This window comes from Shewanella sp. 1180_01 (assembly GCF_052850535.1).
The window spans coordinates 1-25,929 of sequence record NZ_VXCT01000003.1; the positions used below are offsets into that span (position 1 = coordinate 1).

The 25,929-nt window shown below is 47.2% G+C and carries 36 protein-coding genes and 1 pseudogene; 12 read left to right on the top strand and 25 right to left on the bottom strand.

The features are described from left to right. Positions 1-2,939, bottom strand: a 2,939-nt coding sequence (locus tag FW758_RS03120; protein ID WP_446444600.1) for a hypothetical protein, incomplete at its 3' end; no start/stop codon positions are given. An 893-nt stretch (positions 2,940-3,832) separates the two neighbouring features. Here FW758_RS03120 and FW758_RS03125 point away from each other — a divergent pair. The 12 genes and pseudogenes from FW758_RS03125 to FW758_RS03180 all read left to right on the top strand — a co-directional run bounded on the left by FW758_RS03125 (position 3,833) and on the right by FW758_RS03180 (position 9,318). Further along, positions 3,833-4,195, top strand: coding sequence for a hypothetical protein (locus FW758_RS03125; protein WP_446444601.1), 363 nt, complete (start codon positions 3,833-3,835; stop codon positions 4,193-4,195). A gap of 82 nt (positions 4,196-4,277) precedes the next feature. Further along, positions 4,278-4,625, top strand: coding sequence for a hypothetical protein (locus tag FW758_RS03130; RefSeq protein ID WP_025007746.1), 348 nt, complete (start codon positions 4,278-4,280; stop codon positions 4,623-4,625). Between the two features lie 30 nt (positions 4,626-4,655). Next, positions 4,656-5,285, top strand: a complete 630-nt coding sequence (locus tag FW758_RS03135) for a hypothetical protein (RefSeq protein WP_446444602.1) — start codon at positions 4,656-4,658, stop codon at positions 5,283-5,285. Continuing rightward, the gene (locus FW758_RS03140) at positions 5,282-5,671 is read left to right on the top strand and encodes a hypothetical protein (RefSeq protein ID WP_446444603.1); all 390 of its coding nucleotides are present in this window, start codon (positions 5,282-5,284) and stop codon (positions 5,669-5,671) included. Before FW758_RS03135 ends, FW758_RS03140 begins: the two co-directional genes overlap by 4 nt. Next, positions 5,668-6,318: a hypothetical protein gene (locus FW758_RS03145; protein ID WP_446444604.1), complete on the top strand. Its 651-nt coding sequence runs from the start codon at positions 5,668-5,670 to the stop codon at positions 6,316-6,318. The genes FW758_RS03140 and FW758_RS03145 overlap by 4 nt, the downstream gene beginning before the upstream one ends. Then, on the top strand, positions 6,315-6,608 hold the full coding sequence (locus tag FW758_RS03150) for a hypothetical protein (protein ID WP_446444605.1): 294 nt from the start codon (positions 6,315-6,317) through the stop codon (positions 6,606-6,608). Before FW758_RS03145 ends, FW758_RS03150 begins: the two co-directional genes overlap by 4 nt. Then, positions 6,609-6,886 (top strand): annotated as a pseudogene (locus FW758_RS03155) (hypothetical protein). It begins immediately after the preceding gene. Continuing rightward, positions 6,883-7,113 carry a hypothetical protein gene (locus FW758_RS03160; RefSeq protein ID WP_012089043.1) on the top strand — a complete coding sequence of 77 codons (231 nt, stop codon included), beginning with the start codon at positions 6,883-6,885 and terminating at the stop codon, positions 7,111-7,113. The pseudogene FW758_RS03155 and the gene FW758_RS03160 overlap by 4 nt, the downstream one beginning before the upstream one ends. Then, positions 7,110-7,718 carry a hypothetical protein gene (locus FW758_RS03165; RefSeq protein ID WP_446444606.1) on the top strand — a complete coding sequence of 203 codons (609 nt, stop codon included), beginning with the start codon at positions 7,110-7,112 and terminating at the stop codon, positions 7,716-7,718. The genes FW758_RS03160 and FW758_RS03165 overlap by 4 nt, the downstream gene beginning before the upstream one ends. Then, a complete protein-coding gene (locus tag FW758_RS03170; RefSeq protein WP_446444607.1) occupies positions 7,715-8,035 on the top strand; it encodes a hypothetical protein in 321 nt (106 codons plus the stop codon). Before FW758_RS03165 ends, FW758_RS03170 begins: the two co-directional genes overlap by 4 nt. Before the next feature lie 58 nt (positions 8,036-8,093). Next, positions 8,094-8,309 (top strand): DUF4224 domain-containing protein, encoded by a 216-nt coding sequence (locus FW758_RS03175; RefSeq protein WP_006083887.1) that lies wholly within the window; start codon positions 8,094-8,096, stop codon positions 8,307-8,309. Continuing rightward, entirely contained in the window at positions 8,302-9,318 is a 1,017-nt protein-coding gene (locus tag FW758_RS03180) for a tyrosine-type recombinase/integrase (RefSeq protein WP_311999515.1), read from the top strand. The genes FW758_RS03175 and FW758_RS03180 overlap by 8 nt, the downstream gene beginning before the upstream one ends. Positions 9,319-9,822: 504 nt before the next feature. On the opposite strand, the gene FW758_RS03185 is transcribed toward FW758_RS03180, so the two are convergent. From FW758_RS03185 to FW758_RS03300, 24 genes are all read right to left on the bottom strand, one after another. Further along, positions 9,823-10,863: an SIR2 family NAD-dependent protein deacylase gene (locus tag FW758_RS03185; RefSeq protein WP_446444608.1), complete on the bottom strand. Its 1,041-nt coding sequence runs from the start codon at positions 10,861-10,863 to the stop codon at positions 9,823-9,825. A 129-nt stretch (positions 10,864-10,992) separates the two neighbouring features. Then, positions 10,993-12,006 (bottom strand): hypothetical protein, encoded by a 1,014-nt coding sequence (locus tag FW758_RS03190; protein ID WP_446444609.1) that lies wholly within the window; start codon positions 12,004-12,006, stop codon positions 10,993-10,995. Further along, a complete protein-coding gene (locus FW758_RS03195) occupies positions 11,997-12,206 on the bottom strand; it encodes a tail protein X (RefSeq protein ID WP_220054888.1) in 210 nt (69 codons plus the stop codon). The genes FW758_RS03190 and FW758_RS03195 overlap by 10 nt, the downstream gene beginning before the upstream one ends. Beyond that, positions 12,184-12,582 (bottom strand): phage tail protein, encoded by a 399-nt coding sequence (locus FW758_RS03200; protein WP_263161838.1) that lies wholly within the window; start codon positions 12,580-12,582, stop codon positions 12,184-12,186. Before FW758_RS03200 ends, FW758_RS03195 begins: the two co-directional genes overlap by 23 nt. Beyond that, positions 12,579-15,419 carry a phage tail tape measure protein gene (locus FW758_RS03205; RefSeq protein WP_446444610.1) on the bottom strand — a complete coding sequence of 947 codons (2,841 nt, stop codon included), beginning with the start codon at positions 15,417-15,419 and terminating at the stop codon, positions 12,579-12,581. The genes FW758_RS03200 and FW758_RS03205 overlap by 4 nt, the downstream gene beginning before the upstream one ends. A 122-nt stretch (positions 15,420-15,541) precedes the next feature. After that, positions 15,542-16,108, bottom strand: a complete 567-nt coding sequence (locus FW758_RS03210; protein ID WP_446444611.1) for a phage tail assembly protein — start codon at positions 16,106-16,108, stop codon at positions 15,542-15,544. Positions 16,109-16,177: 69 nt separating this feature from the next. Next, positions 16,178-16,684: a phage major tail tube protein gene (locus FW758_RS03215; RefSeq protein ID WP_330149518.1), complete on the bottom strand. Its 507-nt coding sequence runs from the start codon at positions 16,682-16,684 to the stop codon at positions 16,178-16,180. Beyond that, positions 16,684-17,853: a phage tail protein gene (locus FW758_RS03220; protein WP_446444612.1), complete on the bottom strand. Its 1,170-nt coding sequence runs from the start codon at positions 17,851-17,853 to the stop codon at positions 16,684-16,686. The genes FW758_RS03215 and FW758_RS03220 overlap by 1 nt, the downstream gene beginning before the upstream one ends. Next, complete coding sequence (locus FW758_RS03225) at positions 17,853-18,047, bottom strand: hypothetical protein (RefSeq protein ID WP_446444613.1); 195 nt, start codon at positions 18,045-18,047, stop codon at positions 17,853-17,855. Before FW758_RS03225 ends, FW758_RS03220 begins: the two co-directional genes overlap by 1 nt. Before the next feature lie 73 nt (positions 18,048-18,120). Then, positions 18,121-18,336 carry a tail fiber assembly protein gene (locus FW758_RS03230; RefSeq protein ID WP_446444614.1) on the bottom strand — a complete coding sequence of 72 codons (216 nt, stop codon included), beginning with the start codon at positions 18,334-18,336 and terminating at the stop codon, positions 18,121-18,123. An 11-nt stretch (positions 18,337-18,347) separates the two neighbouring features. Further along, on the bottom strand, positions 18,348-19,019 hold the full coding sequence (locus FW758_RS03235) for a hypothetical protein (RefSeq protein ID WP_446444615.1): 672 nt from the start codon (positions 19,017-19,019) through the stop codon (positions 18,348-18,350). Positions 19,020-19,030: 11 nt separating this feature from the next. Next, entirely contained in the window at positions 19,031-19,684 is a 654-nt protein-coding gene (locus tag FW758_RS03240) for a hypothetical protein (protein WP_446444616.1), read from the bottom strand. A 3-nt stretch (positions 19,685-19,687) separates the two neighbouring features. Next, on the bottom strand, positions 19,688-19,993 hold the full coding sequence (locus FW758_RS03245; RefSeq protein WP_338255815.1) for a hypothetical protein: 306 nt from the start codon (positions 19,991-19,993) through the stop codon (positions 19,688-19,690). Further along, positions 19,990-20,355, bottom strand: a complete 366-nt coding sequence (locus FW758_RS03250; RefSeq protein ID WP_446444617.1) for a hypothetical protein — start codon at positions 20,353-20,355, stop codon at positions 19,990-19,992. The genes FW758_RS03245 and FW758_RS03250 overlap by 4 nt, the downstream gene beginning before the upstream one ends. A 9-nt stretch (positions 20,356-20,364) precedes the next feature. Then, positions 20,365-20,895, bottom strand: a complete 531-nt coding sequence (locus FW758_RS03255) for a phage tail protein (RefSeq protein WP_446444618.1) — start codon at positions 20,893-20,895, stop codon at positions 20,365-20,367. Between the two features lie 9 nt (positions 20,896-20,904). Further along, positions 20,905-21,669 (bottom strand): phage tail protein I, encoded by a 765-nt coding sequence (locus tag FW758_RS03260; protein ID WP_446444619.1) that lies wholly within the window; start codon positions 21,667-21,669, stop codon positions 20,905-20,907. Beyond that, the gene (locus FW758_RS03265) at positions 21,629-22,630 is read right to left on the bottom strand and encodes a baseplate J/gp47 family protein (RefSeq protein ID WP_446444620.1); all 1,002 of its coding nucleotides are present in this window, start codon (positions 22,628-22,630) and stop codon (positions 21,629-21,631) included. Before FW758_RS03265 ends, FW758_RS03260 begins: the two co-directional genes overlap by 41 nt. Further along, positions 22,602-22,961, bottom strand: coding sequence for a phage baseplate protein (locus tag FW758_RS03270; protein ID WP_338255805.1), 360 nt, complete (start codon positions 22,959-22,961; stop codon positions 22,602-22,604). Before FW758_RS03270 ends, FW758_RS03265 begins: the two co-directional genes overlap by 29 nt. Then, positions 22,958-23,536: a DUF7217 family protein gene (locus tag FW758_RS03275; protein ID WP_446444691.1), complete on the bottom strand. Its 579-nt coding sequence runs from the start codon at positions 23,534-23,536 to the stop codon at positions 22,958-22,960. The genes FW758_RS03270 and FW758_RS03275 overlap by 4 nt, the downstream gene beginning before the upstream one ends. An 83-nt stretch (positions 23,537-23,619) precedes the next feature. Continuing rightward, positions 23,620-24,216 (bottom strand): phage baseplate assembly protein V, encoded by a 597-nt coding sequence (locus tag FW758_RS03280; protein ID WP_446444621.1) that lies wholly within the window; start codon positions 24,214-24,216, stop codon positions 23,620-23,622. Continuing rightward, positions 24,209-24,703, bottom strand: coding sequence for a hypothetical protein (locus FW758_RS03285; protein ID WP_446444622.1), 495 nt, complete (start codon positions 24,701-24,703; stop codon positions 24,209-24,211). The genes FW758_RS03280 and FW758_RS03285 overlap by 8 nt, the downstream gene beginning before the upstream one ends. A 35-nt stretch (positions 24,704-24,738) precedes the next feature. Continuing rightward, positions 24,739-25,380: a phage tail protein gene (locus tag FW758_RS03290; RefSeq protein ID WP_446444623.1), complete on the bottom strand. Its 642-nt coding sequence runs from the start codon at positions 25,378-25,380 to the stop codon at positions 24,739-24,741. After that, positions 25,343-25,684: a head-tail joining protein gene (locus FW758_RS03295; RefSeq protein ID WP_338255796.1), complete on the bottom strand. Its 342-nt coding sequence runs from the start codon at positions 25,682-25,684 to the stop codon at positions 25,343-25,345. The genes FW758_RS03290 and FW758_RS03295 overlap by 38 nt, the downstream gene beginning before the upstream one ends. Continuing rightward, positions 25,681-25,929, bottom strand: a complete 249-nt coding sequence (locus tag FW758_RS03300) for a hypothetical protein (protein ID WP_446444624.1) — start codon at positions 25,927-25,929, stop codon at positions 25,681-25,683. The genes FW758_RS03295 and FW758_RS03300 overlap by 4 nt, the downstream gene beginning before the upstream one ends.

Sequence of the window (25,929 nt, forward strand, 5' to 3'; positions counted from 1 at the left end):
ACAGAAGAACCGAGCAGAAAGCTTTGGCTTGTTTCATTTTTCCATGCCATCCACTCCATCAATTCATCGATTTTTTCATTCATTTCCCTCTGAGCAAGTTTTATTTTCCTTGTTAGCTCTTCAAATCTATAGCTAGAATTTGATATTTTAATTTTTAGGGAATCAAATAAATCATTAATACTCTTTCTGTAATCATTATTAATATACTCTTTAAGTGAATCAAGAGACTCATTAGTTGATTCTACTAAATTCCCAATAATTAGTTCCAAAATATCTTCAACAGTTGTCTCTATAGAAATGTTTTTTATTAGAAACTCAACAAACTCTTGGTCAGTAAAGTAATTAAAAGCCTTTTCTTTATCACCAAACTCACCAGTATTTATATGAATGTAAGACTTCACTTCTTGGATTTTCTTATCAAGTCCAATAGAGAAATCTCTAAGTGAATCATCCAAAAGACTACGAGTCAAAGGAGGCATGTATGGATTCTGATCAAACCAGTATTGATTTTTTTCAAAATTCCCTTTATCTGTTTTCAAATAACATAGCTTATGTTGCTTGGCTGGGCCCCATAGCAAATTTACAATGCCACCATGCCTAATATTCATATTCAAAAAATAATCTAAACCATTTGTGGGGCTTAAAGTAAATACATCTCTTACTTGAAGATAAAAATCCAAAATAGATACAAAATACTTGTTATTACTTACAGTGAACGTACCTTTTTTAGTAACAACATCAGTATAATTACTATCATTAATCTGTTCTTTTTCTGATTTCTTTATTGAGTCAAAAGTTTTTCCAAGGTGTTTCACCAAGCTATTTTTAACTGATAGAAAATCAACTTCAATCTTCCCTGCACCACATTCAGTAACACACGTTTCTTTAATTAATTTTTCTAAGTTTCTAAATAGTCCCTCTCTTAATTCTGTATCATCAAGTTTAGATAAGAGAGATTTTATTATATAAAACCTAAAAATATATACTTCTTCAGAAGATTCAAATATATCTATTTTTTCTAATGCTGAAGGTAACAAAACCTCATTGAAAAAATAAGTAAACTCATCACCATCTGGTATGTAGATATTTTTAACATCATCTATGCCCATTAATTCCAATATATCTTCACATAAAAGACCTAAAATCTCTCCATCCTTTGAACCCAACAATTTATAGTATTGATCTGAAATAATCGCTCTATTCACTAACTCAAAATCTGAGAGCTCCTCTTTGCATTCGCAGTAAATGTAATCATAAACTTCTTTTATTGGTAATAGGCTATGACCTTTTCCATCTATAATTAACCGTGCTAAATTATGAATTGCTTTGTCAAATTCTTTTAAGTTGTAATAACAAGAAATTAACTTTGACTGAGCATATTCAGCGAACAAAAAGTCTTCACTTATACTTAATTCTTCATAATATTCGATACAAGAACCAAATTGAGAATCTTTATAGTGGCTATCTCCAATTATCTTTAACCTCCTGCTTTCATCAACTAAGTTAAATAACGCCGAGTCTACACCATGATCTAATAAAATTTTCTGTGAAATATGCTCAAATCCTAATCCATTTTGAATGTCGAGCTTTGTAAATGGGTTAAGTATAGAGCTATATATATCAATGTATCCATATAACTTCTCAACATTAAACTGTTCTAAACCATGAGAGAACTTATCACAATGTAATTTAATAAAATATGACCAATCTGTATGATAGAATCTAAGATAGTATTTTTGAAGTGCTATTATTGACTTGCGTTTATCAGCAGTTATATAAAGATCTAAAATCTCATTACAAATAACAGCAAGCAAGTTATTTAGTCCAGATCTTAAACCACATCTTATTAATGATTTTATATAGATTTCATTTATAGAAACAAAATTTGGCCTGATAGAAAGTAATCTCTCAGATTCAGTTACTACCTCAAGATATTTACCTTTAACATATAAATCACAAACACCTAGCAATTCATCATCATAGACATCTAATTCAACATTGGACTTATTAATTAGCGCAACTATATTTCTAAGTGATTTATCATCAATAGAACAATTTAAATCTTTTATAATGCTATTGTATTTTAAAATTTTTACATCATTAAGATAAAGTGAACAAAGTATCCTTCTGAAGCCTAAGTACCTGTCTATTATATTATTAGCAGAATTCTCTAATATAAGACCAGAATAGTCTTTATATTTTGTTGATGGTGAAAAAAAATGTGAAAAGTATATTATGTCATTATTTCCATCCGCCCCAAACTCTTCTGATTGGTGCTGTATTGAAAATGAATACCTTTCAAAAGAAACATTTTTATCACACCTTATAAACGGGTAATTAGAGTAAACTTCAGACAAACTATCAGATTCATTTGAATTAAAATACTCCATAACTTCATTTCTGAACTTATCAGACTCACTATGTAAGCATTTATCATATAAAAGGTTTAATTTTGATGATATATACCAATTACTAAATCCAAACTTATTAAATATTTCTTCGAGTTTCAATTCTGCATCATCAAGTCTTGAAGTTAACAGGAATGCATCATATTCATCAGAAAGTTTTATGAAACTTGATATTTCATTATAAAATGACTTCAATATTATTGATTCGAATGCAATATCAAAATCTAAATCATGTTTTGAGTCCATATATCTAAAATTGCTTTTGATACGGAAGTCAGTGGGAAATTTACAATCTATTGCACGATCTCGACTACTTGAATCTTCAAGCATATTACAAAGTTGGTGTAATGCAATCTTCTCTGGAAGCCCACGAATACTGGATAACCTCGATGTTGCATTAAGGCCCATTATCATAGGCTTACCATCAACTTTCACTACCTTACTTGATGGTTTTTTTTTCAATCCAACAATCTGTCCAATTATTTTAGATCGAAGACTTAATCCTTTTTTTCTTGTTTTTGTCTTAGCCATAATCTCACCTAATTTTTAACGCTATTATATTACATTAATATGCAAAATTGACGCAATTAATACTTGAAAGTTATACTTGTAAACATGAATAAATTGAACGCCCCATTTTAAATCAACAACATAATGCACTTTCAGTTTGCCAGCAACCTTTACGAGCTAGAACTACTTGAATGAGAGTCATCCAAGTTGTAGGGCCGTATCAGAGGCAACAAATAACGTTATTTCATTCACGAATGTGTAGTGCTTGAGTAATGCTCAGCGATGGTTGTTATTAGAGAGATATCAAATCCCTGTCGGAAAGATCAGACAGGCATAACACTTTTAGGCTAAAAGTAGTCTTATCACATTAGCTTTTCTATAGCTAAAGCTTACTGGCCCTGTTTGCTTTTTTAACTTCGAAACTGAATTTGGGGTAAAAGCATAGAATCATCGGTACCAGTTTGGCTAGAAACCTATGTATCAACATCCCCAAAAATTAACAGTTTCCTTTAAGATCTTGAATCCTTTTATGTAACCAAACCATGCCACCAGGCATTCGTTTTTCAACCAATTGTTGAGTTCAAAAAATCAGAATAGATCACCAATTAGTCACTAGCCCCCCCCCAAGATAGAACTTCCTTATCGTATTGTTAAACAATTTGTACATATTTAATATCAAAACCATTATTTTTTATGTGCATTTATAAGTACTTACATCACTATTTTTTATAATACTAGCAACAAAAAATAAATATACATTTTGTATTGACCTCAATATGTACATAACGTACATTTAATTCGTTAAATAAAACTGCCTAGCAGAAAGCTAATCCTAAGCACTGACATTTTGAACCATAAACGACTGACGGCCCTTTCGAGCTTTGCTCCCAATGGGCACTACCGAGGACAAGGAAATGATTCTAGCGAAAGTTCACACCACACCTAAGCAACGCGATGAGTTTCGTCTACTGGTTGCAATACGTTTTGCCTGCTTGATGGCGCTGGCCAAGGGCCACACCGACCCAATGGATTGCCCACGGGTGCAAGTCCGTTGCGCCGAGCTGGTCAAGCATTTTGCCTATCACCACCCTAGCCCTGCCTTTTACCGCCAGTTCATCCGCCACACGGGCGAACTCGGGCTCAACTTCTGCCTGCGCTTTACCGAGCCCCAACAAGGTTTGTACGGCAAGGTGATGGTGTGGCGTAACGACTCGCAAGCCGTCACTAATGTGCATCCGCTGCACACGATGACGCCAGCCGCGCCGGTCGGCCGCTAAGTCACGATTTAGGCAACCAAGGGGTGATGGTCCATATCCCTGTAATGATAACGGCGACAGTTTCACCTTGTTGGAGGCAATTATGTTTTTTGTTTACGGCGTGTCCATGACCTTAGCGAAAAAACAAGCGGCCAAGAAGTGCAGCACCTCAGTTGGCGCGCACCCTAACCGCCGTCAACTGAGCCCTGCGGAGTACCAAGCCAAGTTGGATGATATGGCGCAGCACTTGTTTGAAACCATGAAGCCACAACGCCTGTCGCATTCGTTATCGACGCCCGCGCTGTGCCAGCAATACATAGTTTTAGCCATGACCCAAGAAGCCCACCGCGATGTGCATATTCGCTATCACAAGCTTTCGGACAAGGTGAACCCAAAAACCAAGAAACCCATCATCAATCTGGTGGTGTTTAACGGCGAAGCCGCAGCCTAGCCCTGCTGATTCAAAAGGAAGGAATAGCGTATGAACCACCCAACGAGAACGACATTTTTAAACGATGTGGCCGAACATCAACTCACCATTCTTAAAGATGATGGGGTGTTCCGTCACATGGAACTCAGCCAAGGCAGCTTTGAGCATCGCTTTGAGATAACCACATGGCCGCAGCATTTGTGCATCAGTGGCGATATGGGCTGTTATGTATTTTCTCGGGTTCAGGACATGTTTTGCTTCTTTCGCCAAAGCGGTGATGACTGGGGTGTGAATGCGAGTTACTGGGAAGAAAAGGTACTGGCTGAGTGTAAAACCGACGGCACTCGCGAGTTTGATGCCAAGGAAGCCGATCAACGCCTTGAGCAGTTTTTGCAGTGGTTTGTCGAAGGGCTAGACCCGACGAATGAAGAAGATGCCGAGGCGATTAGCAGCGCGACCAATGCCGTTAAGGAGTTTACCCAAAACCGCGAGAACGCCGAGTGGGATGTGGTTTATCGCCTCAATAACTGGGATGAGGAAGATGCGGGCGGCATGACGTTAGATGATTTTTGGGATGGCTGGAAAGACCCCTTCACCTATCGCTTTATCTGGTGCTGTTTCGCGATTGTGTTTGCCATCCGCCAATACGATGAAGCCACCCAAAGCAAGGAGGCAGCATGAGCAACGAACATGATTTTTACGCCAAACATTACCCTTGGCTCAATGCAGATCAACGTGAGTGTTTTGATTTCCTTTGTGACATTCACAACGGCGGCAATCACATGTTTGGCAAAATCCAAGCCTGTGGTGATCACGGGTTATCAATCAACAGTACTAGCGCGCATTACATGTCTACCTTCGACTATAGCGCCCTAACGACTGCAGTCGTTCTTGCACATGACCGAATGATCCGCTTTCAAATCGAGCCATCGGGCCCACGCATGTTAAAGCTCGTTGCACATAAACGCCATCAACGTGAAGGCCGAATGAATGAACGCCATCCCAGCATGGAAGAGGCGATTGCCAATGTAAGGAAGCAATACCCATGTGACGAGGTGGCAGCATGAAACAGCGCCCTATTATCTTCAACACCGAAATGGTACGCGCCATCCTTGATGGCCGTAAAACACAGACGCGCAGAATGTTTAAAGCTCAGCCGCATGATGATTGGGCGCCATTTTCTAAAAATGCCGAATGGTATACACCGACAATCATTGATAAGCGCGGATTCTATCAAGCTGCAAATGATGATGTTTTTGGGGTTAGCAGTGAGGATTGCGCGTTTGTTTCACCGTTCGGCACGCTTGGTGATCAGCTGTGGGTGCGTGAGGCAATGACCAAAGCACACGGGCCTGATTTGCATTATGTCTGTGGTGGATTAACGGCAGGCACGGGTGATGAAGACTTTGATTATCGTGGCGCTGAGTATCGCGGGTTTATTCCCTCTATCCACATGCCACGCTGGGCGGCGCGTATTCTGCTGGAAGTCACTGCGATCAGGGTTGAGCGATTGAATGAGATCTCAGCAGACGATGCCATAAAAGAGGGTTTTGATCATTCATGCTCTGCCGCGGCGAAATCGGCGGGCTGGTATGAGAAGCCGCGCACCGCATTCCTGCGCACTTGGGAGCAAATCTATCACAACGTTAATGCTAACCCGTGGTTATGGGTGATCGAGTTCAGGGTGATCAGTACCACAGGCGGTGCGGCATGAACCACTTACTCCCGGGCTTTGAATCACAAGAGCGCGTTGCGTTATTGCTGTCGCTTACCCGCATTAGTTCGCCCGAGGTGATTGCCGCGTTAACGCTGCATTACACCAGCGCCCTGCCAGCTGAACGCGCGGCGGCTCGCCACGGGATCGAACTGTCGAACTTTATGCGCGGGCAAAAGAAGCTGGAGCAAATCGCCGCCACGATCGAGGCCATTAAAGCCATCGACTGGGCCAAGCTGCAATCAAACCCTTTGCTAACAAGCTCTTTGCAACCGAAGCAGGTGGCCTAAATGACTCAATCAGCGGCGTTTCGCCATCTGTAAATCATTATCGCAGCCATAAGTTAAGCCTGTTACTCAAGGCCACAACTGGCGACAGCATCAAAATCGCGCTGGCGCTGGGCGCGTTAGATTGCCTCTACTGGCAAGCATTGGGCAACGGTTTAACCAACCTCGCCAAGGGCATTAGCCGCACCATAGTGTATTCGTACCGATATCACCCAATGCGCCTGCCCTGCCACCAACCTGTCAGCCAAACAAGCGACAACCAAAACAAGGAGGCGGCATGAATACGTTCAGCACTAAAGCGGGCGTGGTCACGTTATCTAAGCCCTACTCCACCTTGATGTGCGATCAGCAACAAATCGAAGTGAAGTACACCCCCAACAACTACCACGGTTGGGGCATTTGTAAGTCTTTTAACGCCATCGAGTGCAGCGACTTCGGCCAAGCCGACGCCGAAGTATTCGCACTCAACGCAGAATCAAAACTCAGGATAAAAGGAGAAGCAGCATGAGCACACCCAAGATTAAAGCGTTTCAAGTACAAGAACATTGCGAGGGCGCCGCGTGCATTGTGTTTCATCAACATGCTGCCGCCGCTCGCCGCATAGGTGCAGGCGAACTCAATCTGACCTTTGAAGATGATATGTCAGTGACTCGCTGCCCTGAATATGACCAATACGCTGCGCAAGGCAACGTGCCTTATCAAGTGTTACTGGCGGATGGTTGGTGTTTTACCTGTTACCACTGCGGCAACCCAATTAAAGCCGAAGACGATGAAGGCAATGCGACGGACATTGAAGCGGTGATCTGCATCGGCGAGGCGTTTTATTGCAACGCGGCGTGCCATTCACAAAAGCAAGCTGACATTACGGATCACAATGCTAAGGCCGAAGCCTTTAAGCAACGACTGTTATCACTGCGCCCTGATCTGACCTTCACGGCATTTAACGGTGCATATCCACAACTGTATTGCACTGCGACATTTACTTTTGAGGGTGCTCAATATGGCGGCTCAGTGGCCTATGACAAGGCTGGCGAGCTTGATTGGCGAGTATCAAACACTGATTTGCCCGCATGGCAAACATACCAAGCCCAGCGCCAAGGAGAAGCAGCATGAAGTCGATACAAGCAGCAACAGTAGAACGTGAAGAAGGTTATTGGACCCATCCCGATTTGCCAGAGTGGGATGAAGGCGTGACCCGTGTGGAGTGTGAAGCATGGGCGGCACGCCAAGGCGGCGAGTTTGTGGCGATTTGGTTTGAACTCGACGCCCCTGAAAACCTCATCGAGCGTTACTTTGACGAGGGCGACACCGATATCAGCGATTGGCAACCCATTTGCGACAAAGCCGGCTCATTCTTGCTGAGTATTCACGACACCGAAGATGGCCCCGTCGCACTGTTCTTCGCACCTAAGGATAAGGACGCGGCATGAAGCTTCAACAGGTGTTATCCGTGTTGGTAAGCCATAACTATGTGAAGGAGTTTAGACCATGAGCCAGCTATTAACTGATGCTGAACTTGAAGTATTGAGTGGATTAAAGCGCCCAGGTGCGCAAGTAAAATGGTTACGTGATCAGGGCATAAACTGCTTTATACGTGCCGATGGTAAACCTTCTGTCACTTGGGATTTTGTGAATAATCCTCGGGGTATGTTGGTTCATCACAAGTCAAGCGAGCCCAACTTTGGAGCACTAAGCAATGCGTAAACGTAAACCTGAGGATGCTTGGTTACCACCTTCAGTCTACATTCATCGCCGTGCTGGAAAGCCAATTTGTTATGTGATTAAGCGTCCTAACTCGACTAAGGTGCTGTGCAAAATCACGGCGAGTAAAGCCGAGGTATGGACTGCATACGAAAAGGCAGTGGCTGAGCTTAGCCTTGAGTACACGGTTAACCGTTTAGCGATGGAGTATTTGGATAGTGCAAACTTTAAAGAGCTTGCCCCCAGAACCCAGCGAGATCGGGACCGTGAACTTAATGTGTTCAGTAAAGTGTTTGGCAGTATGTTACCGGACCGTATTGAGCCACATCATATTAGGCGCTATATGGATCTAAGGGGGCAATCAAGTAAGACCCAAGCAAACCATGAACTCGCGGCAGCTAGCGTGATGTTTGCTTGGGGTTATGAGCGTGGACGCTGTAAAAGCAACCCCGCAAAAGGGGTTAAAAAGTTTAAGGTAAAGGCTCGCGATAGATATATTACTGATGCGGAGTTCAACGCTCTGCTTTCATGTGCAGAGATAAGGTTAAAAATTGCCTGTGAAATAAGTTACCTATGTGCAGCAAGGCAAGGCGATGTTTTGCAATTAACTTGGTCGCAGGTCAATGAAGATGGCTTGTTTATCCAACAGGGTAAAACAGGGAAAAAGCAAATCAAAGCTTGGTCGCCTCGACTACGAAAAGCGATTGCCGAAGCAAGAACTCTGCATTCAGGCATTGCCAGTATTTATGTCATTAATAAACATCCCAGCGGGAAATTAACACAAGATGGATTGCGCAGTGCTTGGAAGCGAGCGATGGCAAAAATGGAAATGGATTATCCGCAGATTGAACGCACTTTCACGTTCCATGATATTAAGGCTAAAGGTGTATCAGACTTTGAGGGAACACTGTCAGAGAAGCAACAATACTCGGGCCATAAAACCTTGGCACAAGTGAACACCTACGACAGGAAAGTGGAAATAGTACCGACAATTGGTAGCGTTAAAAAATGACTACTTATTCAATCCGAGTAAAATCATTTTCTACGTTTTATTCTACGCAAAATAAAACGGCTCGCATATTTCTATGCAAGCCGTTGTTTTATTTGGCAGGGGTGGCAGGACTCGAACCCGCAACCATCGGTTTTGGAGGGGGAGATTAAAAACAGTAAAAACAATTTGTTATGTTGCTTTGTTGAAAAATATTTTTTCTAGTTTACTTTATAACTATATGATTCTATTGAAGATTAAAAAAGAAATTCCAACGATTTTCTCAATCAAACTGACTATAAACTCAAGCGCAGACTACATCATTTAGTTATCAGGAACCTCAATAAAATAAATGTTAACGCTAAAAAAAACCACCAAGCAGAGCCTAGTGGTTTTGATTACTATAAAATTTCGCCGCAACAAAGCTAGTTTACGGTTGCAGCATTGCGCAATGTGCCATTTTTTTTGGCATCAGAGTAAGCTTGATTCAAACGACGCAAGCCCTCGGCTTTACGTTTAGCTATATCGCTACTGTTTTTTGAATGCATATGTAACTCCATCTTCTCCAAAAGCACACCAATGTTCATATTGTAACCGCTTAGCATATTTAGATGCAAGTCGATTATAGAATGGTGTCAACTCAGGTCGTATAGCGGAAGCTGTATATAAATCTGTATGGCGGAACCTTGCATGAGCGTCAATGATTGTAACCAATACAATACCAAACATATTAAGCTGCTCTAATGTAAACTGATCTCTAGGAGTCGCGAAAGATTCCCCTCCTTCAGCCGTATTAACTTGAAGATCAAATTTCACCTCAGAGCTTTTCATTGTAAGCGTTTGTTTTGTATGAGATTCAACCATTAAAACCTCATCAGGTGAACTATAAAACTCTAATGTAGGAGAAAAATAAATTGAATATTCTCGCCCATAAATATTACATTTGACAACATCAGCATCGTAGGTGCCAAATGGAAATATGTCAAAGAAACATTTTAAATCTAGTTCTGTTAAAGCACTAATGGCAGAGAAGGTTTTACTAACATCTCCAATAACTTGGAATGATGCTAAAGACTCATTGTGAAGAACATTATAGTTACAAAAATAGGCTCCAGAAGAAACCACATTATTCTCTAAAAAAGCGAGAGGATAGCCATCATTACTTACCCCAAGAATCAATAGAACATCTCCGGCTTCCCATACAATTTTCTCAAATGGGTCAACTGTTTCAAATCTATTCTCAACAAGATTGGCCAAGTTATCAACACAACCGTGTAAATGAGTGACTTTACAGCCTATTGATTCTGCTAAATTATCAATATTAAGGGTATAGTGTTCAAAGCCAATCCCCATAAACTCACAAAACCGTTGGATTTTCAAGCATTCTCGATGTGCATTATTAGGTTTGGCGTAACTAAATTGCTCTACAAAACCAGAAATAATATTTAATGCTATGTCTGCGCTGGAAGAGAAAAAATTAGAGTATTGAACATCGCGTTTAAGTTCCTCATAAGTAGGCAACCCAGATGGTGCAGACAATCCTGCACCAGATAAAATAATTACCCTCATATAAATATAGTTCTCAACAATAGTTCACAAATCAATAGATAACAGAATATTAATCAACAGCAAACAGTATACCGATAATTCAAATAATCTAAATGGTAGAGTTAAAAATATACAACACTCATGGCCATTTCATCGCATTGAAGGTTGTGTGGCCACGACCGAACAACGGTAGCCACCTTTGCTATCACCCCGGGCTGTGACCTTATCAATGGACCAATCACCGGCCATTTCTGGCGGGAAAGAGTCATTAAGAGTCAGCAGGCCCTCGGCAACCAAGTAAGGATCACCTGGTAAGTCTAGCCTGACACTGGAACCTTGCCGGTTAACCTTGGTCAGTTCGGCGCGGCATGCATGTTGCGCAGTATCAGCGCTTTCGTATGCCTGGCGTAGCTTCTTAAACGGTTCTGCGCCATCGAAGACTTCATGCTCTTGCCCCGTGGCGTTGTCCATCCATTTCGCTTTAACGCCGCTGAAATTAGTTCGGCTAGGTTTGTCCAACTGACAGTTGATAAATTTACCAGCATCATTGGGATCATTATTACCAGGAACACAAACCACTACGGGCGGGATAGTCTGCCCAGTGATGGTTTTAACCTGCCCACGCTTTGCCAACACATACAGCTCATTCACCGGCTTGGCCACGGCATCTCGCTCCTTAGCCAGCCGAGTTAAAAAAGCACTGTCGGTTTCGTCAACTTGGTCAACGTGTGCCAGGGTGATGCCCTCAAACTCGGGCGCCACCCGGGGACTGAACCCATGGGCGCTAACCACCTGGCGAAACAACTCAGCTAATGTCACGTTATCAAATGAGCGGGTTCGGCGTTCCTTGAAGCGGGTTTTGTCATCGATCTGAAACGGCGCGGCCGTGGCCACTATGGTAACAGTCGGCGGGAACAGGCGCGGGATGATGCGGGTGATCTTAAAATCGCCCTTATCAACCAACTTGCCGTCATACCCCTCTGACCAACCCAAGGTGGCGCCCTCTTTGGGCATACCAGTTTGGCCGGCTGTGTCCACCGTCAGAGTAATTTGGTCAGACTGGATGCCTGAGGCGTCCACTCGCTCCCAAGAGATTAGCCGGCTATTGATAATGCCAGCACCCGGGCCACGAACTGACACTTGTGGAATAAATCCTAATCCCATACGTTCACCACCTTATCCGGCGTTTTAGCTGCAAGCTCAGGCAGCTTCACCTCTATCCCTGCCGGCAAGATAGGGCCGTATTGCTCCAGACCAGGATTGAGTTGATACAGCGCCTCTTCGGCTTCGTCATCATCCCGCTGCAGCTGTTGCCACAAAATAAGGGCCACAGAATCACCATCACGACTGCGTATTGTACTCACCGGCATACTCCTCCAGTTCTATGGTAAAGCCCACAACAAAAGCGGTACCGTCATCGATAATGCGGTCTTGTTTCTCCTGCAGGCGCTTAACTGTCCACAGCCCTAAATTGCGCCCATAGCCATCAGTCAGCACTAAAGGCGCTCGCTTCGCTTGGAGTGCTCTGAGCTTGTCCATATTGCTCATACCTTCACCACGGAACCAGGTACCCGTAACATTGATATTTTCCAACGCTTGACCAGTGTTTTGGCTGATAGGTTTTTGGCCGTACCTGGGAACAGTTACCCATCCCCCATCACTGGTACGCTGCAATCCCTCATAGGGCGTCCCCTCGCTGAGCGAGAAGACAAACCCTCCCAATGACATCATCTGTCTCATGTGTCGCTCCTATCTGACAGACTGCTATCTGCCCTGGCTGATACATCACTATTACCCAACAGCATCGGGCTAAGCTCAGCCTTCATTCTGGCCATAAGGTCGTTACCCACATCACGGTCATAGGCAGGATTGCCCGAAGGCGTGATCTGAATAGTCGGTGAGAATGTGATGGTCTTGTTGGACTGTTCGAGCTGCTTGGTTTGTTGAGCGACAGCAGCCGGCGCGGGTTGGTCGGTTTTATCCTCACTGAACCAGCCGCCTATCTTAGTGCCTGCCCACTCTCCCACAGCACCACCACCTAAACCGCCAACAATGGAACCAATGATCCCACCGATAGCAGTGCCGACAATAGGCACAACAGACCCTAATGCCGCACCGGCCATAGCGCCAGCTGCTGCACCACCCATACCGCCGACCATATCCCCTGCAGTGCCGCCTATCTGCTTAGAATCACCGCCAGATATGGCAGACGCTAATCCAGCCCCTTGCAGCAAAATATCCGCTGGTTTAAAGATCTTCCCGGCACCTTTCAATAAGGCACCGCCTGCGGGTAGCATATCCATCACGCTACCTGCCGCACCGGCTATATCTGCACCCGCCATGGCTAAATCACCGGCTGAAGCGGAGCCTGAAACCATAGACAAAGCAGCGCCACCACCAAGTAAGCCTGCCATGCGACCAAACCTACCGGCACGACCAGGACGACGACCTGGTGCATTAGAACCCGCCAAGGCTGGCTCTGGCATAAAGCCACCAAGCAGATCACCTATGCCTCCGGCTAAGCGGCTGGCACCTCCGCGCATACGACCAAGACGGCCACTAGGACGGGCAGCACCTCGCCTGGTTCGGCCCTGACGGCCCTGACGGCCATAACCGCCTGAGCCAGCACCTAAGCCGCCAAGTTTACGATTAAGCCTATCCAGCGCTCTAGATGCTCTGTTGGCGCTTGTGGTTGTTTCATCGGTAGAACTGGAGAGTTTGGTCTTACCCAACTTAAAGCGATCGAGGCCATTGCCCATGGTCAGCTTGGCCAGCTTGAATGCGATAGCACCAGCTTTAACCACAGCAATGGCTGCAGCCACTCCTAACAGGCCTGTGGCCAGCTTAGGGTTTGCCTCGGCAAAGTCTGAGACCGCATCCACCACTGTCATCAGGGGCGGCACCACGGCATCGAGGACGGGTAGCAGGCGATCACCAAGGGTGATCACCATACGATCAAACTTACCACTCAACTGGGCAAGTAAATGTCCTCTAGTCTTCGACCTGTTTACATATTCGTCATTGACGCTGCCGGCGCGGTCAGCTTCTTTAGCAACCCGACCAAAGGCTGCTATCACCCCGTTTTTGTCATCATCCATGGTCGTGACCAACTTGGACACGGCACCCTTGATTTCAGAGCCAAACAGTTGCGATATGACTGCCCCACGCTCATCGGCTGAGACGTCCTGCAGTTCGCGTAATACGCCTAACAAGGTGCCCTTGGCATCTTGCTGCATGGCACTGGCGAGTTCTTCTGGGTCGAACCCCAATTTACCCAAGGCCTGTTTCTGACTGCCCGTTGCCGAATAGCCAGCAGTCAGCGCCCCTGAGATATTTTTCAGGGCCGTTGCCGCTGTTTCTTCCGTGGCGCCACCGGCGATCAAACTGGCAGACAATGCGGCGGTATCGTTGTAACTGAAACCGGCACCCATGGCGGTAGAACCCTGACGAACCATCACAGCAGCAATGTCTTTCGCCTTGGCGTTCATGTTATTGCTGAGATAGTTGGTGGCGTCAGCTAAGTCGAGGGCGTTCTTCTGGGTGAGGCCCATAGCCGCTCGCCACGTTGCTAACGTAGAACCCGCCTCTTCAGCAGATACGTCCCATGCCACACTCATTTTGGTTGCCGACTCGGCGAACTGCAGCAGCTGGTCTTTCTCGATACCAGACTGACCTGCAGCCGTTACTATGTCGGCAATGCCGTCTTGCTTCACACCCAAGTCACCGGCCATCTTCATCATCTGGCGACGGTAATCGGCTTCTTCCTTCTCACTTGAAAAGTTGACGACTTTCTTTACATCGGCAAACTTGCTCTCGTACTCAATGGAACGCTTACCCGCCATCACCATAGGTGCAGCGGCAGCCGCCACCCCAACCGCCTGACCAACCAGCTCGCCCTTTTGAGCATTTCTGGCATCAATGCGGCCCTGTAGGGTCTGAATGTGTTTCAGCTTCGCCGATTGCTGCTCGAGCGCCTTGTTCGCTGCCGTGGTTTGTTTGGCAAGGCGTAACTCTTCTGCGCCCAAGGCGTTAACCTTAAGCCCCGCGGCGCCCAAGTCACGGCGTAAACCACCAAGCTCTTGAGCCTGGCGACCATAGGCAGTGGTTAACTTAGCCGTGGATTGCTCTGCCGATTTCAATGCCAGGCGCTCTTTTTTCAGCGCCTGCTCGGCATCCTTCTTGGCCTGAGTGAGACGGCCTACTTCCTTACGGGCCTTAGCCACTTCTGCCGATTCAGCGCCATAGGATAAAGTCAGTTTTTCTACCTGACTTTCAGCCGATTTTAATGCTGTGCTGTGCTGGTTCAACGTGGCAATTGCAGACTGTTCTGACTGCTGCAATAGTTTGGTTTCTAACTTAGCCCCGGCGAGTTTTGTGCCGGTTGCATCAAGCTGTTCAGACAAACTCTTGAAACGGGCGATCAGCTTTTGCTTATCACCCAGTTCCTTGAGCTTAGCGCTTGTCTCAGTGGCTGCGCTTCGCAGCTTGCCGACACTCTTGGTCGCATCATCGGTCGGGCCGCTAAAACGGTTTACAGCCGATAAGATGATCGATGTTTTTTGGTTGGTATCTCCCACGGCTTACCCCTTCTTTATCCCCAGCTTTGCGGCCGCCAAGTGATAGCGGCGCATAGCTTCGTCAATGCGCCAGCCTAAAACCTCCCCCGGGGATACGTGGTAAACCAGGGGGATAACATCCGTTAGGACTTCAACATCTTTTGGCGAAAGAAGTCCGCCGGTTTTTCCAAAAAATCAATCAGGCGCTCCTGCAGTAAATTCCAGTCAGGCAGCGAAAGGCGCTCCAACTCTTCACGGCTGAAACCTGAGCAACTGGAACTGATAAACAGGGTTCGGTCCCATTCATCCTTGTGCGTGTCCATCAAGTCGGTCGTGGCCACGGTAGGTGGACGAAGCGTATAGCCGGTTTTATCCTGGCCATCGTCACCTTGGAATGGCACCAACAACACCGGCTCAGCAGATGAGACGAAACCTTCAATAAGCTGCGCGGCGCTCATGTGCATAAGCTCCAACACTTGCTCCTGCAGGCTGGTATAGTCTGGCGTAACAAGGCGCTTTAATTCGCTCAACGTAAGGCCGGTACTGGCACAAATGCAGGCACGGAGCAGGTCGGTATCTTTGCCTTTGTGGGTCTTGCTCATTTCTCGGTGCTGACCCATGGTCAGTAATTTCACTGGGACAGAATTAAGCGATTGTTTCTTGTCGTCTTCAATCGGCCATACCAGTTGATGCGTTTTAGGTTCAAACATTTCAAACTCCCAAAATGAAAAAAGGCCCACTCCTAAATGGAGGGGCCTGTGCGTAACAACGAAGAAAAATTATGCCATGCCGATATTGCGACGATGCTCTACCATGAGGTCGCCTTTACCCAGATTCAAAATCTGCGCGTTGCGGTCAATCTCGTAGATCAACTTGCCATTTTCGGTTTTCTTGTAGGCACTGACGGCCATTTCCAACTCAGAATCGGGCAACTCTCCCATCTTGCTCGGGGATTCAGTGACAGAGATTACCTCGCCGGTCAGGCTGTAGACGATAGCGAACTTGTTACCATCTTCATCCTGGTGCGATTCCTTCACATCCACCTGACAGACTTCACCAGCGGCAAGACCAAAAGCGGCAAGCAGCTCCTGGTTGGCGCCCTTGACCTTGAACTTACTGTTCATCTTTTCCAAGCCGACCATGATTTGCCCAGGGATGAACGAACCACCCCGGGTGTCCTGCATGGCTTTCTTGATTTCTGGCGCAGTAAACTCTTCCAGCTCTTTGATTAGTGGCTGACCGTTAATCATGCCGGCGCGGGTAATACGTGAGCGTTGTCCACCCATTACAGAACTCCTTCTAAGAATGACTCGACAATGCCGACATCCTCAATTAAGTGGTATACCATGTGCTCGTTCGGGGCGAAGCCATGGTACTTAATGGCAATATGCCATTCGCCGTTGCGATAGTTTTCTACCGTATTCAACGTGGGGTGCAGATACACTTGAGCGCCCATCACTGTCTCATCTGCCTGCAGCGTCTTGAGCCAGTAGTTCAGCTTAGTGATCTCTTGCTCCATAAAGCTCTTGCTGAGATTGCGGCCCATGGCGCTCTGTGCTGTTTTAGCCAGCTTGCGCACAATCGCGTACTCAAGCCCCACCTGAGACACGAAGCGCCCCGTCACGCAGCGGTTGCCAATCAACGAGAAGCCGCCCATTGAGGTTCGGGCAAAATAAGACACACCGTTCTTATTCAACAAATCACCATTTGTTGATTTGTCCATGATGTTGTAATCAATAGTGCGAGCAGTACCTTGGATTAACGCACCCATGCCGCCCTTGGCTGGACTTTCCCAAGCTCGAACCCTGGCAAAGCAAGACAACGCCACGGCAGCCGCCGAGAAGTACACGTTACCCTTGGCCGCTTGGCTGTATACAGCCACTTGTGGATCTACTAAATAGAAAGACTCATAACCAGTGCCCTCACCGCCCAATGACTGTGAGTAAGCCACTGCGGCTTGGTCGTTAGTATTTGGACCATCACCCACAGGAATGGCAAACAGGCGCTTACCCATGGCTGCCAGTGCATCAGCTACTGGCTTAGTATTGAAGCCCGGGGCCGCAATATGGGTAGGTGTTTCCTGACAATCTGGCAAGGCTTCGATACCGGTACGCTGTCCAGTGGCGCCATCTATAGTACCTATGATGTTGTTAGTTGTTGCGGCGGCATCTAGCCCCTCACCCACAATCACTACATAGATTGGTACTGAGACTAAGCGGAAAATCTCATAGCAAGAACGCCACAAAGTGCCGCGCTCGGTACCGGCAACATCTAGCTTGGCCGCATCACCTAGATTAGCCACACGAATAGGACTGTTCTTAGGCAGTAAAGGGTCGGCATCCGGCGCAGTACCGACCAAGCCAAGGACAATGCTACCCAAGGGTCCCATAGGTGGCGGCGCGGCTTGACGCTCGATGCTGATCCCGTTATGCACAAACGATGCAATCTCAGGCATTAGTTATCTCCTTTGGTAGATTTGTCAGCTTTGGCAACGCCAATCTTGCCTGACAGCAATAGAAAATCTGCCTCACAGGGCAGCAGTTCAAGCACGGTACCGGCTTGGTGCCAGTGCTTCTTATTCGGACACTGATAGGCTTCCAGCACCTGATACTTCTGGCGCGGATTAGCCTGGGCTTTCTGGGTAGCCATAGGGCCTCCTGAAATAAAGAACCCGGCAACATGGCCGGGTTAGAGGTATAAAAAAACCGCCTTAGGCGGTTAGTTATTCGGGTTTAACGGGCCAGACGATTGTCCCGGTATCGATGTATTGCTGTGGCATATCTCGTAAAGCTTGACGATATACAGCATATTTATCTTTTAATTCTGCTGACAATGGACTGTCTGCAAACTGAGTCCAATCTGTGTCAACTATCAACAAATCTCGACGATTGCGAATAACTTCTAACTGACTGTCTGTAATTGTATTTAATGCACTCATACTCGCACACCTTAAATATCCAAGTTTGTATAATTGGGCAACGCTTTTATGGCGTCATGCTGTGCTGAACCATTTAAAACAGCTTCTTCTTTCCTGAAATGAAGCGTTCCTCGATCATTAGAGGAAATCCCAAGAGCAGCGTTATAGCGGCCAATATAGCCACGAGCGACAAATACTAATGTGTTGTATCCTGCAGCACTACTAACCCATATTTTTAGCTGTCCAGCACCAAACTGACCACCATTAGGGTAGAAAGACATCGATACCACACCAGCACCCAACCCATTCTGAGCCATACACTTGATATTGTAAGTGAATCCTACATGCTGTTGTTTCCAGCTAACATGAAGCTGTCTGAACCAGTTGGCCGTTGATGTTGTCGCACCGCTAGCAAATATATCGACAACAAATGAACCTTGAGAAAAACTAGGGTCTGATGAAACATCAAAAGTGAAAATAGGCAAAGTAAAAACAGCAGGGGTACCTGGAATACTTCCGCTACTTATAGATTCATTTGATGGTTGAATACCAAAACGAGAATCAAGAAACAAGTTGTTCATCGTTCCGTTTACTTCAGCAATTTTATCGGCCACCTTCTTGTCAATCTGTCCCATCTTGCCGGCCACTGTGGCGGTCATATTATTGACCGATTCAATTAGCGCCGCTGTATCTTGCGTACTCATAGGTGCTCCTTTTATACGCTGTTAATTAAATTAGTGCCGTTATCAAAAGCGGCGGTTAATTGGGTTATCAGGCGACTCAGTTCCTGATTCGTGCTATCTAGCCCGGTTTGTTTGGCGTAGAACGCTGCCGCTTTCCCCTCTAATAAAGCGGTATCGGCAGCTTTAGCGCCTTTTGCCAGATACCTAGCATCGGCTGCTATCTTGTCGTACACATCGGCGCTATTGGCCTTAGCGGCCAGCGAGGTAATGATGGTACCAATGCTGTCCTGGTTGCCCTTAAGCGCAGCTGCCAGCTCGTAAATGGTGTCCAATTCAGCCGGCGCCAAACCGATAAGGTTCTGGATAAGCTGGTTAACTTCATCCTTGGTGTAAGTCACCCCCTTATCAGCCTTATTAGCCAGCTCAGCTATGTTGACGGTAATTTCCACATCACCACTACCGTCAAAACTCACTTGGCCAGACGCATCACCAGTCAGGCTAAACAGTCTGGCCACCTTAAGCACATGGGCGTAATCGGCGGTGGCTGCTAAACGATTGGTTACCGTCAGATAATCAATGGTGCCGCCGGATTTACTCAGTTTGTTACGCAGCTTGCCGTCAATTGTGCCAAGCAGCTGACTGAACTTACTCAGCATGATGTCTATCGGCGTTTGGGGTTCAGCCATGGGTTACTCCTGGGCGCCAATGGCGCCAATATAATGATCCAGTGTTAGGCTCATACCGCTAACCATACCCAACTGCGCTTGGCTTACCTGTTCGGCTTTTTCGCTTGCCATAACGGCGGCATGCTGTGCCTGCTGCGCCATAGTTAACACGCTTTCAGCCACGGTACCGACAGGCCCTTGGACACCAATGGACACAACATTAAGCCGTGGCCGGCTAAGCTGTTTAATGGTGACCTGATTGCCACCAATATCCATTCTCACCACCTGGCGAACGGTATGGCGCAGCGTTATACGGTTGAGGTTATTCATTGCACGGCTCCCACCGTCAACCGCGCCCAACCGCGCACCAGGCTGTAAGCATCACCACTTGGGAAGGCGACCCGCACTTCCCAGTGCGCATCCTGCCACGCATCAGCCTGCTGACCAGCGGTTTTCTCTGGGCTGATATGTATGGCCATGCGGCCCTTGGTAGGCTCGGTCACAGTAATGTCACCCGCCATACTTGTGCAACTAACCAGTAAGGCATTACTGACTGAACCACGCACCTGCAATGTGATGCTGCAACCAGTAATGTCCACAGGTTGCAAGACGCCAGCTTCGTTTTCAGTCTCCCAAGTCAACTCAAAGTCGAAGGTTGTGCCAGTGACTAGGGGAAGCTCTTGTTCGTCCATACGCCCCCCTTAGGCATGTTTCTTTTCTAAATCCAGCAGACGAAACTCCTGCTTTATTTGGCGGTGCATGGTGTCTACCTGGACGATGGCCATCTTGGTAAATTCCTCATCGATGAGGATGTTGAGATTCTCAGTGCCAACAACCACGGTCACTGTGTTACTGGGTAAAGCGCTCAAGTCCAAGGTGATGGGCTGAATACAGTGGCCATCCTTTGGCTTGTAGTTCAATGTCGTGTTAGGGGCAGAGATCACCCCGAACAACGTTCCAGACGCCAACCAGAACCCCAGTTCCTTGATAGGGTATTCCTGTGGGCCGCTGAACTTGGCAGTGGCTTGCAGAGTGGCGCCGGCACCGTCCTTATATTCGCCAAACTCGACCCGCTGAACTTCGTTCTGCAGCGCTGTCTGGTCTGAGTTTGGGGTGTAGGCTCTGTCACCTGCCGATACCCATTTGAGCTCGGCTTTAATCCCTTTTGACTTGGCACCAATACATTCGTCCAAGCCCTTACGGGTAATTACTAATTTGAGTTGGTCGGTCATCTCGTTACCTTATATAACTGCGCTCGCGTTAACTGCTGAGACGGTGATGCTGTAATGGCCGGCTACGGCCGTGATACCCAACTGGGCATAACCGCTAACGATGGGCGTGATAGCCAGCAAGTTCAGCGGCTGAATGTTTATCCCTGGTAGAGCACCTCCGGCAATGGCCAGCGACACTGTGGCCTTAGGCATAGGCCAAAGCCCTGCCGCACCATGGGTCTCTTTGACATTGGTCGCAGGGGCTCTAGCACCGGCTAATCCGAGCTGAGTTTCTACCCCAAACATCAGCGACAGTTCGATCACATCACGCTCTGATTTACTGTCCGCTATGTAAGCCATCAACTTATGCACGTTGGCGACGTTGACCGGCTTATTGCCTTTCTCCCACGCCAGCACAGCGAGGTTATAGGGTGCCGCTTGCGGAACCTGTTTATACCAAGGCGTGATCTCACTCAGAAAATCCAGTGACTCCAGCGCCATTTTTAAGCCGGCACGGGTGCCACTCAAGCGGCGAACCTGCCAGGCATTCCCGGTCAAGTTGCGTTTTAGATGCTCAGGGTCAGCCGAATCCCATACTGGCAGCTGCCGTTCGGCAGCAAGATACGGCAGCATATTAGGCGGGGTATACCTGGTATCGAGTAACTGAGGGTAAGGCTGAGGAACAGCATAAAGCTCTTCACTCAAAGCCAGCTCCAGCCCACGCTCTAAGGCGCTGCGGTTATCTGGCAGGACGCTATAGGTTTTCAGTGCTGACGGTAATGTTGATTGACTCAAGATACGGCGCCTCACTGTGAGCACAGCGTATTGGCTGCGCGGGTTCGGTTAAATCGGCTCTGTGAGCCCCAGTTGATTTCAATAAAACGCTGTAGATCATTGACGGCTCTATGCTCCCGCCCAACCTATGCTGGCTGGTTGCATATTCCTGCACGGCTTTCTCTGCGGCGACTTTAACCATGTTGGCATCTGGCCCAGGACGAACATAAAGCTGGGCTCTACACGACCAGTTTTGAATGCTCGGGGTCTTCACTGTAATAAGATCCGTTTCTTGGGCTATGTCATCCCGCCCAAGGTAGTTCTGGGTCGCATCCACCAATGCCTGCTCTGGTATGCCGTTGCCGGCATGGGCCAAAATGTAACAATCAACTACCCCGGGAGTGACTTGACGTGCCTGGGCATCTTTGGTTTTGCCGGCATCTTCATGCTCGGCAAACTCATAAGTCACCACCACCTTGTTAGACTCAGGACTTTCCACCTTAACCATTGGCCTACCGCCCAAGGTCATAGCATGAAAGCGGTAACCTGAGCGCGTACCCGTGGTGGCCAAGGCGTAGGCCGCTAGGTAATAACGGGTCAATAGGGCCTCGTTGCTCTCCATTACAGGCGGTACTGGCGGGTAAGCATTGGGGTCACCTTCTGCCAGCACCAGACGCTTAACGCCCAACTGGCTGGCGATCAAATCAACCATAGCGTTATCCGTGGCATACATACCGAACATCTGCTGCGCTTGGGCGTTCATCTGCCGAAAGTGGCTTTGCAGGATAACGGTAAATGCCTCGGTAAATTTGGTCATCAGCTCAGCCTCGTTGGCGAATGTTTCGCGCACTGCGGCGGCATATCCTGGGGCTTTTTGTTCTAGGTACTCCAGTACGCGAGTTTTGACATCGGCCAGCAAGGTTTCAAAAGTCGGCGTGGTGATCACATCCGATTTAGGTAATGGGTTTTGATGGGGAAACATCCAGTGGCACCTCAAATCTAACGGGACGGCCATGCCACATGCCCTCAAAATACAGGCTCAATCCAGTGGCGCCGCGCTTGGCCATGCAGCTGCTAGGGATAAAATCCTGCAGCCCGTTGGCCGGGTTATAAAAAGCCTCGATGGCAAATGCCTGGGCACGAACCAGCATGCTGTCCGACATATTGTCGGCCAAGGTTTCCCGCACTCGGCTGCCAAATCTCGGCCGTTTAGCACGGCCAACCAGCGGCGTGGTCATCACCTGGATAATCCGGCTCACCAACTGTTCAAAGCCGTCAATCTGACGGCCTGTGTTACGGTCGATTCCTATCATAGAAGCGCCTTTATATTCTCCGGCAGCGTCTTATCTAACGCTGCGCGGGTGCAGTCATTGTTCCATAAGGCTTCAATAGATTGAGCCAAAGACGATGCCATCAACTTATTTTTCATATCAGTTAAGAATCGTTGCTCTGCTGCAAACCGCTCAGCAATGCTGCTCATTGCAGAGTGAAACATTTCCGCAATGCCAGACAAAAAACTTTCTAAAGCAGACGATGACATTGAACCTGAAAAGTAAGCTGCAACTTTTTCAACGATGCTATTTGCAGCATCACCAATCGCATTAAAAAACTCGTCACATGCCCCGTTAACCGTTGCAAATAAAGCCTCGGTATTGAAGCAGCTAGACGGCACTTGATTTGTCAGAGCATCTAATCTATTAGCTTGCTGCGCCATAGAAGAAAGCCGTAAGGTGTCATTTGACATTGCCGTTATTTGAGACACATTACCCAATAGGCTGCCATTTGCAGAACTCAATAGCTGGCGCGTACTTGCTAGAATATCTGGATTAACGACACCTAAACTTTCTAATGGCCTTAATGCATTGTCAGCTTGATTTACCGCCGAAATAGCTTAATTACCCACTCCGATAGATGGACTCGAAAAACTCAGGCCGCCCGATTGGATTTTTTTAAATAAATCAATTTTCATCTCTATTTCGTCTCGTTAGGTGTACTCGTGTTAGGGTTGCCAGTTGGATGCGTATGTCCATTATAAATATTGCGATCATCTTGCATGCTGCGCGTGTGGTCGCTGACCTCGCCATCAGCCTTGACGTCCTTAGTCGCGTGCACCAACTTGGTATCGAGGGTAATCTTCTCGCTCGCCTTTAATATCAAGGTGCCGGCATCCATGTCCCATATTTCTGCGCACTTATCCCCGTAGGCCGTAACCACTTGTTTAGGGTCATCAGCGGGGAAAGGGAACTGGGTGGAATCTATACCAACCAGTGCAATGCTTTGGGCGCCGGTGTTGCCGCCGCCAAAATTCAAAATGAGTGCCTGCTCGCCTTTCGTCGGACAACGGTAATGAGATACCCGCCCTGCAGACTGAGCAAACCACTTTATAAAAGGCGTGGTCAGGTCGCCATGCTTGACCTTGACCAGTTTATTGCTTCCGTGTATTTCACTGACACAACCCAAACGGATCATGAGTTGCTGGCGCCGGCGTAGTTCTTCCACCTCAGTGCTTAGCTCTTCAATACGATCCAGATATGGCCCAAGCATTTCACGCACCAAGAGTTCAAGCATCTGCCTCATTGAAGTCCTCCAGTGGGAGATATTCGGCAGGGTCATCCATGTTTACCGGATTCACTGCCAGGCGTATGCCCCGTTCTTCATCAGGCTCCAGCGTTGGCATGCCGATGGTAACTTTCTGCACGTATTTGATTGACCACACTGAATAGGCATCAAGCTCAGGATCTAATGCATCTGGGTCGGCGCTGACGACTTTAGCCGGCATAGCCTTGATGCCAAAGTTAGTGTCCTGCAGGACCACACTGAGGAACATGGCCGCATTACGGGCATCAAGCTGATAAGTGCTTTCTTTTACTCCCATAACGGCCAACACTTCACAGTGCAAATTGACCGCCAACTGGCCATTACCCGGTTGTTCTCCAACCGGCTCCCATCCCATTACTGAGATAAACGCACAAGGCGTTTCTATGGTGTCCGTAATCTCAGGGTAATACTCGACGTCCTTAAGCCATGGCGCCTTAGATTTGAGCCAAAGGCGCACCGCCTCGTGATATTCCGTTAGGTGTATGCCTTTGCTCATGCGTATTTATTCCATTTCTGTTGACGACTAGCGATTGAACTACGACCAGCCACCCGGCCTTTCATATCCGTGGTGAAGTGCTGCATAAACACCTCTGGTAACCCAGAGAAAATATCGTCTTCCAATTTGGTATGCAGCTGGTCTGAAACCGCCACTTTCTTCTCCCGAATAGGGAATCTGGCCGCCCCTTTACGCGCAAAGATAGAGCGTTTACCGCGAACTCGACCAAGAAAGCCGTCTTCGTATTTTTGCTGGCCAAGGGTCTTTGATGTAAAAGCCGCGCCGGCTGGAGAACGCTTGCTACCTAGTCGAGACAATCGGCCTTTTAAACGGCCAATAGACATATCGTTAAGACCAAACCACAGCTTAAGTTCGTCCAGCTTGGCGCTATCAGTTTGACCAACACGAAATGAATACTTGTGTGCCTGCATACGCTTGCGCACTTCCTTGAGCCCCTTGGCATCCATGCCGTCACGCATTAATTTTGAACCTTGTGACTTCATGGTGACCGACGTTCTAGCAATAGCGCGGTTATAGGCGGCCAAAAGCTCCTTTTCAGTGCCGCCCAACATCAACTGAACAGACTCAAGCTCACTTGGATCAATATCGAATAGCAGGCTTTGTTGATTGCTTTGCATCTTTGACTCCAAGATAAACCCGGGTCAGACCTGAACCTTCTGGAACGGGTTGTTTCACCAGTTGCCATTCGCTGCCGGCCACGGTCACACAATCCCGAATATTAAGCCCTGCAGCATCACTATCGGGCAGCAGTAGGGAAGCGTTATTCCCCTCAACAAAACCGCCCCCTTTCAGCTTGGCCGTCTGCTGTGGATTTTTGTAAATCCCCACAACAGGCTTATTTCCGCTTGATAGATGCAGGATGGCTGGCGTACCGAAGTCTTTGGGGTTAAAGAACACCCCAAAGTCATTAGCGCCTATCACTCTTCAGTCTCTTCTTCATCACCGAAGAAATCATCAAGCGCATCGGCTTCGCCTTCTGGGTCTTTGATTTCAACAGTGACCTTGGTTGAGTCCTTAACCACTTTTGCCTGACCGGCACGTACTAAATCACGCGCTTCTGCTTTTGTGACTTCTACGACAGAATCAACCACGCTCTTACCTTCGCCGGTCTTTGGAAAGACAGCGGTACCACGGATCATCACGCCAGAAATAATTTGAACTTTCAT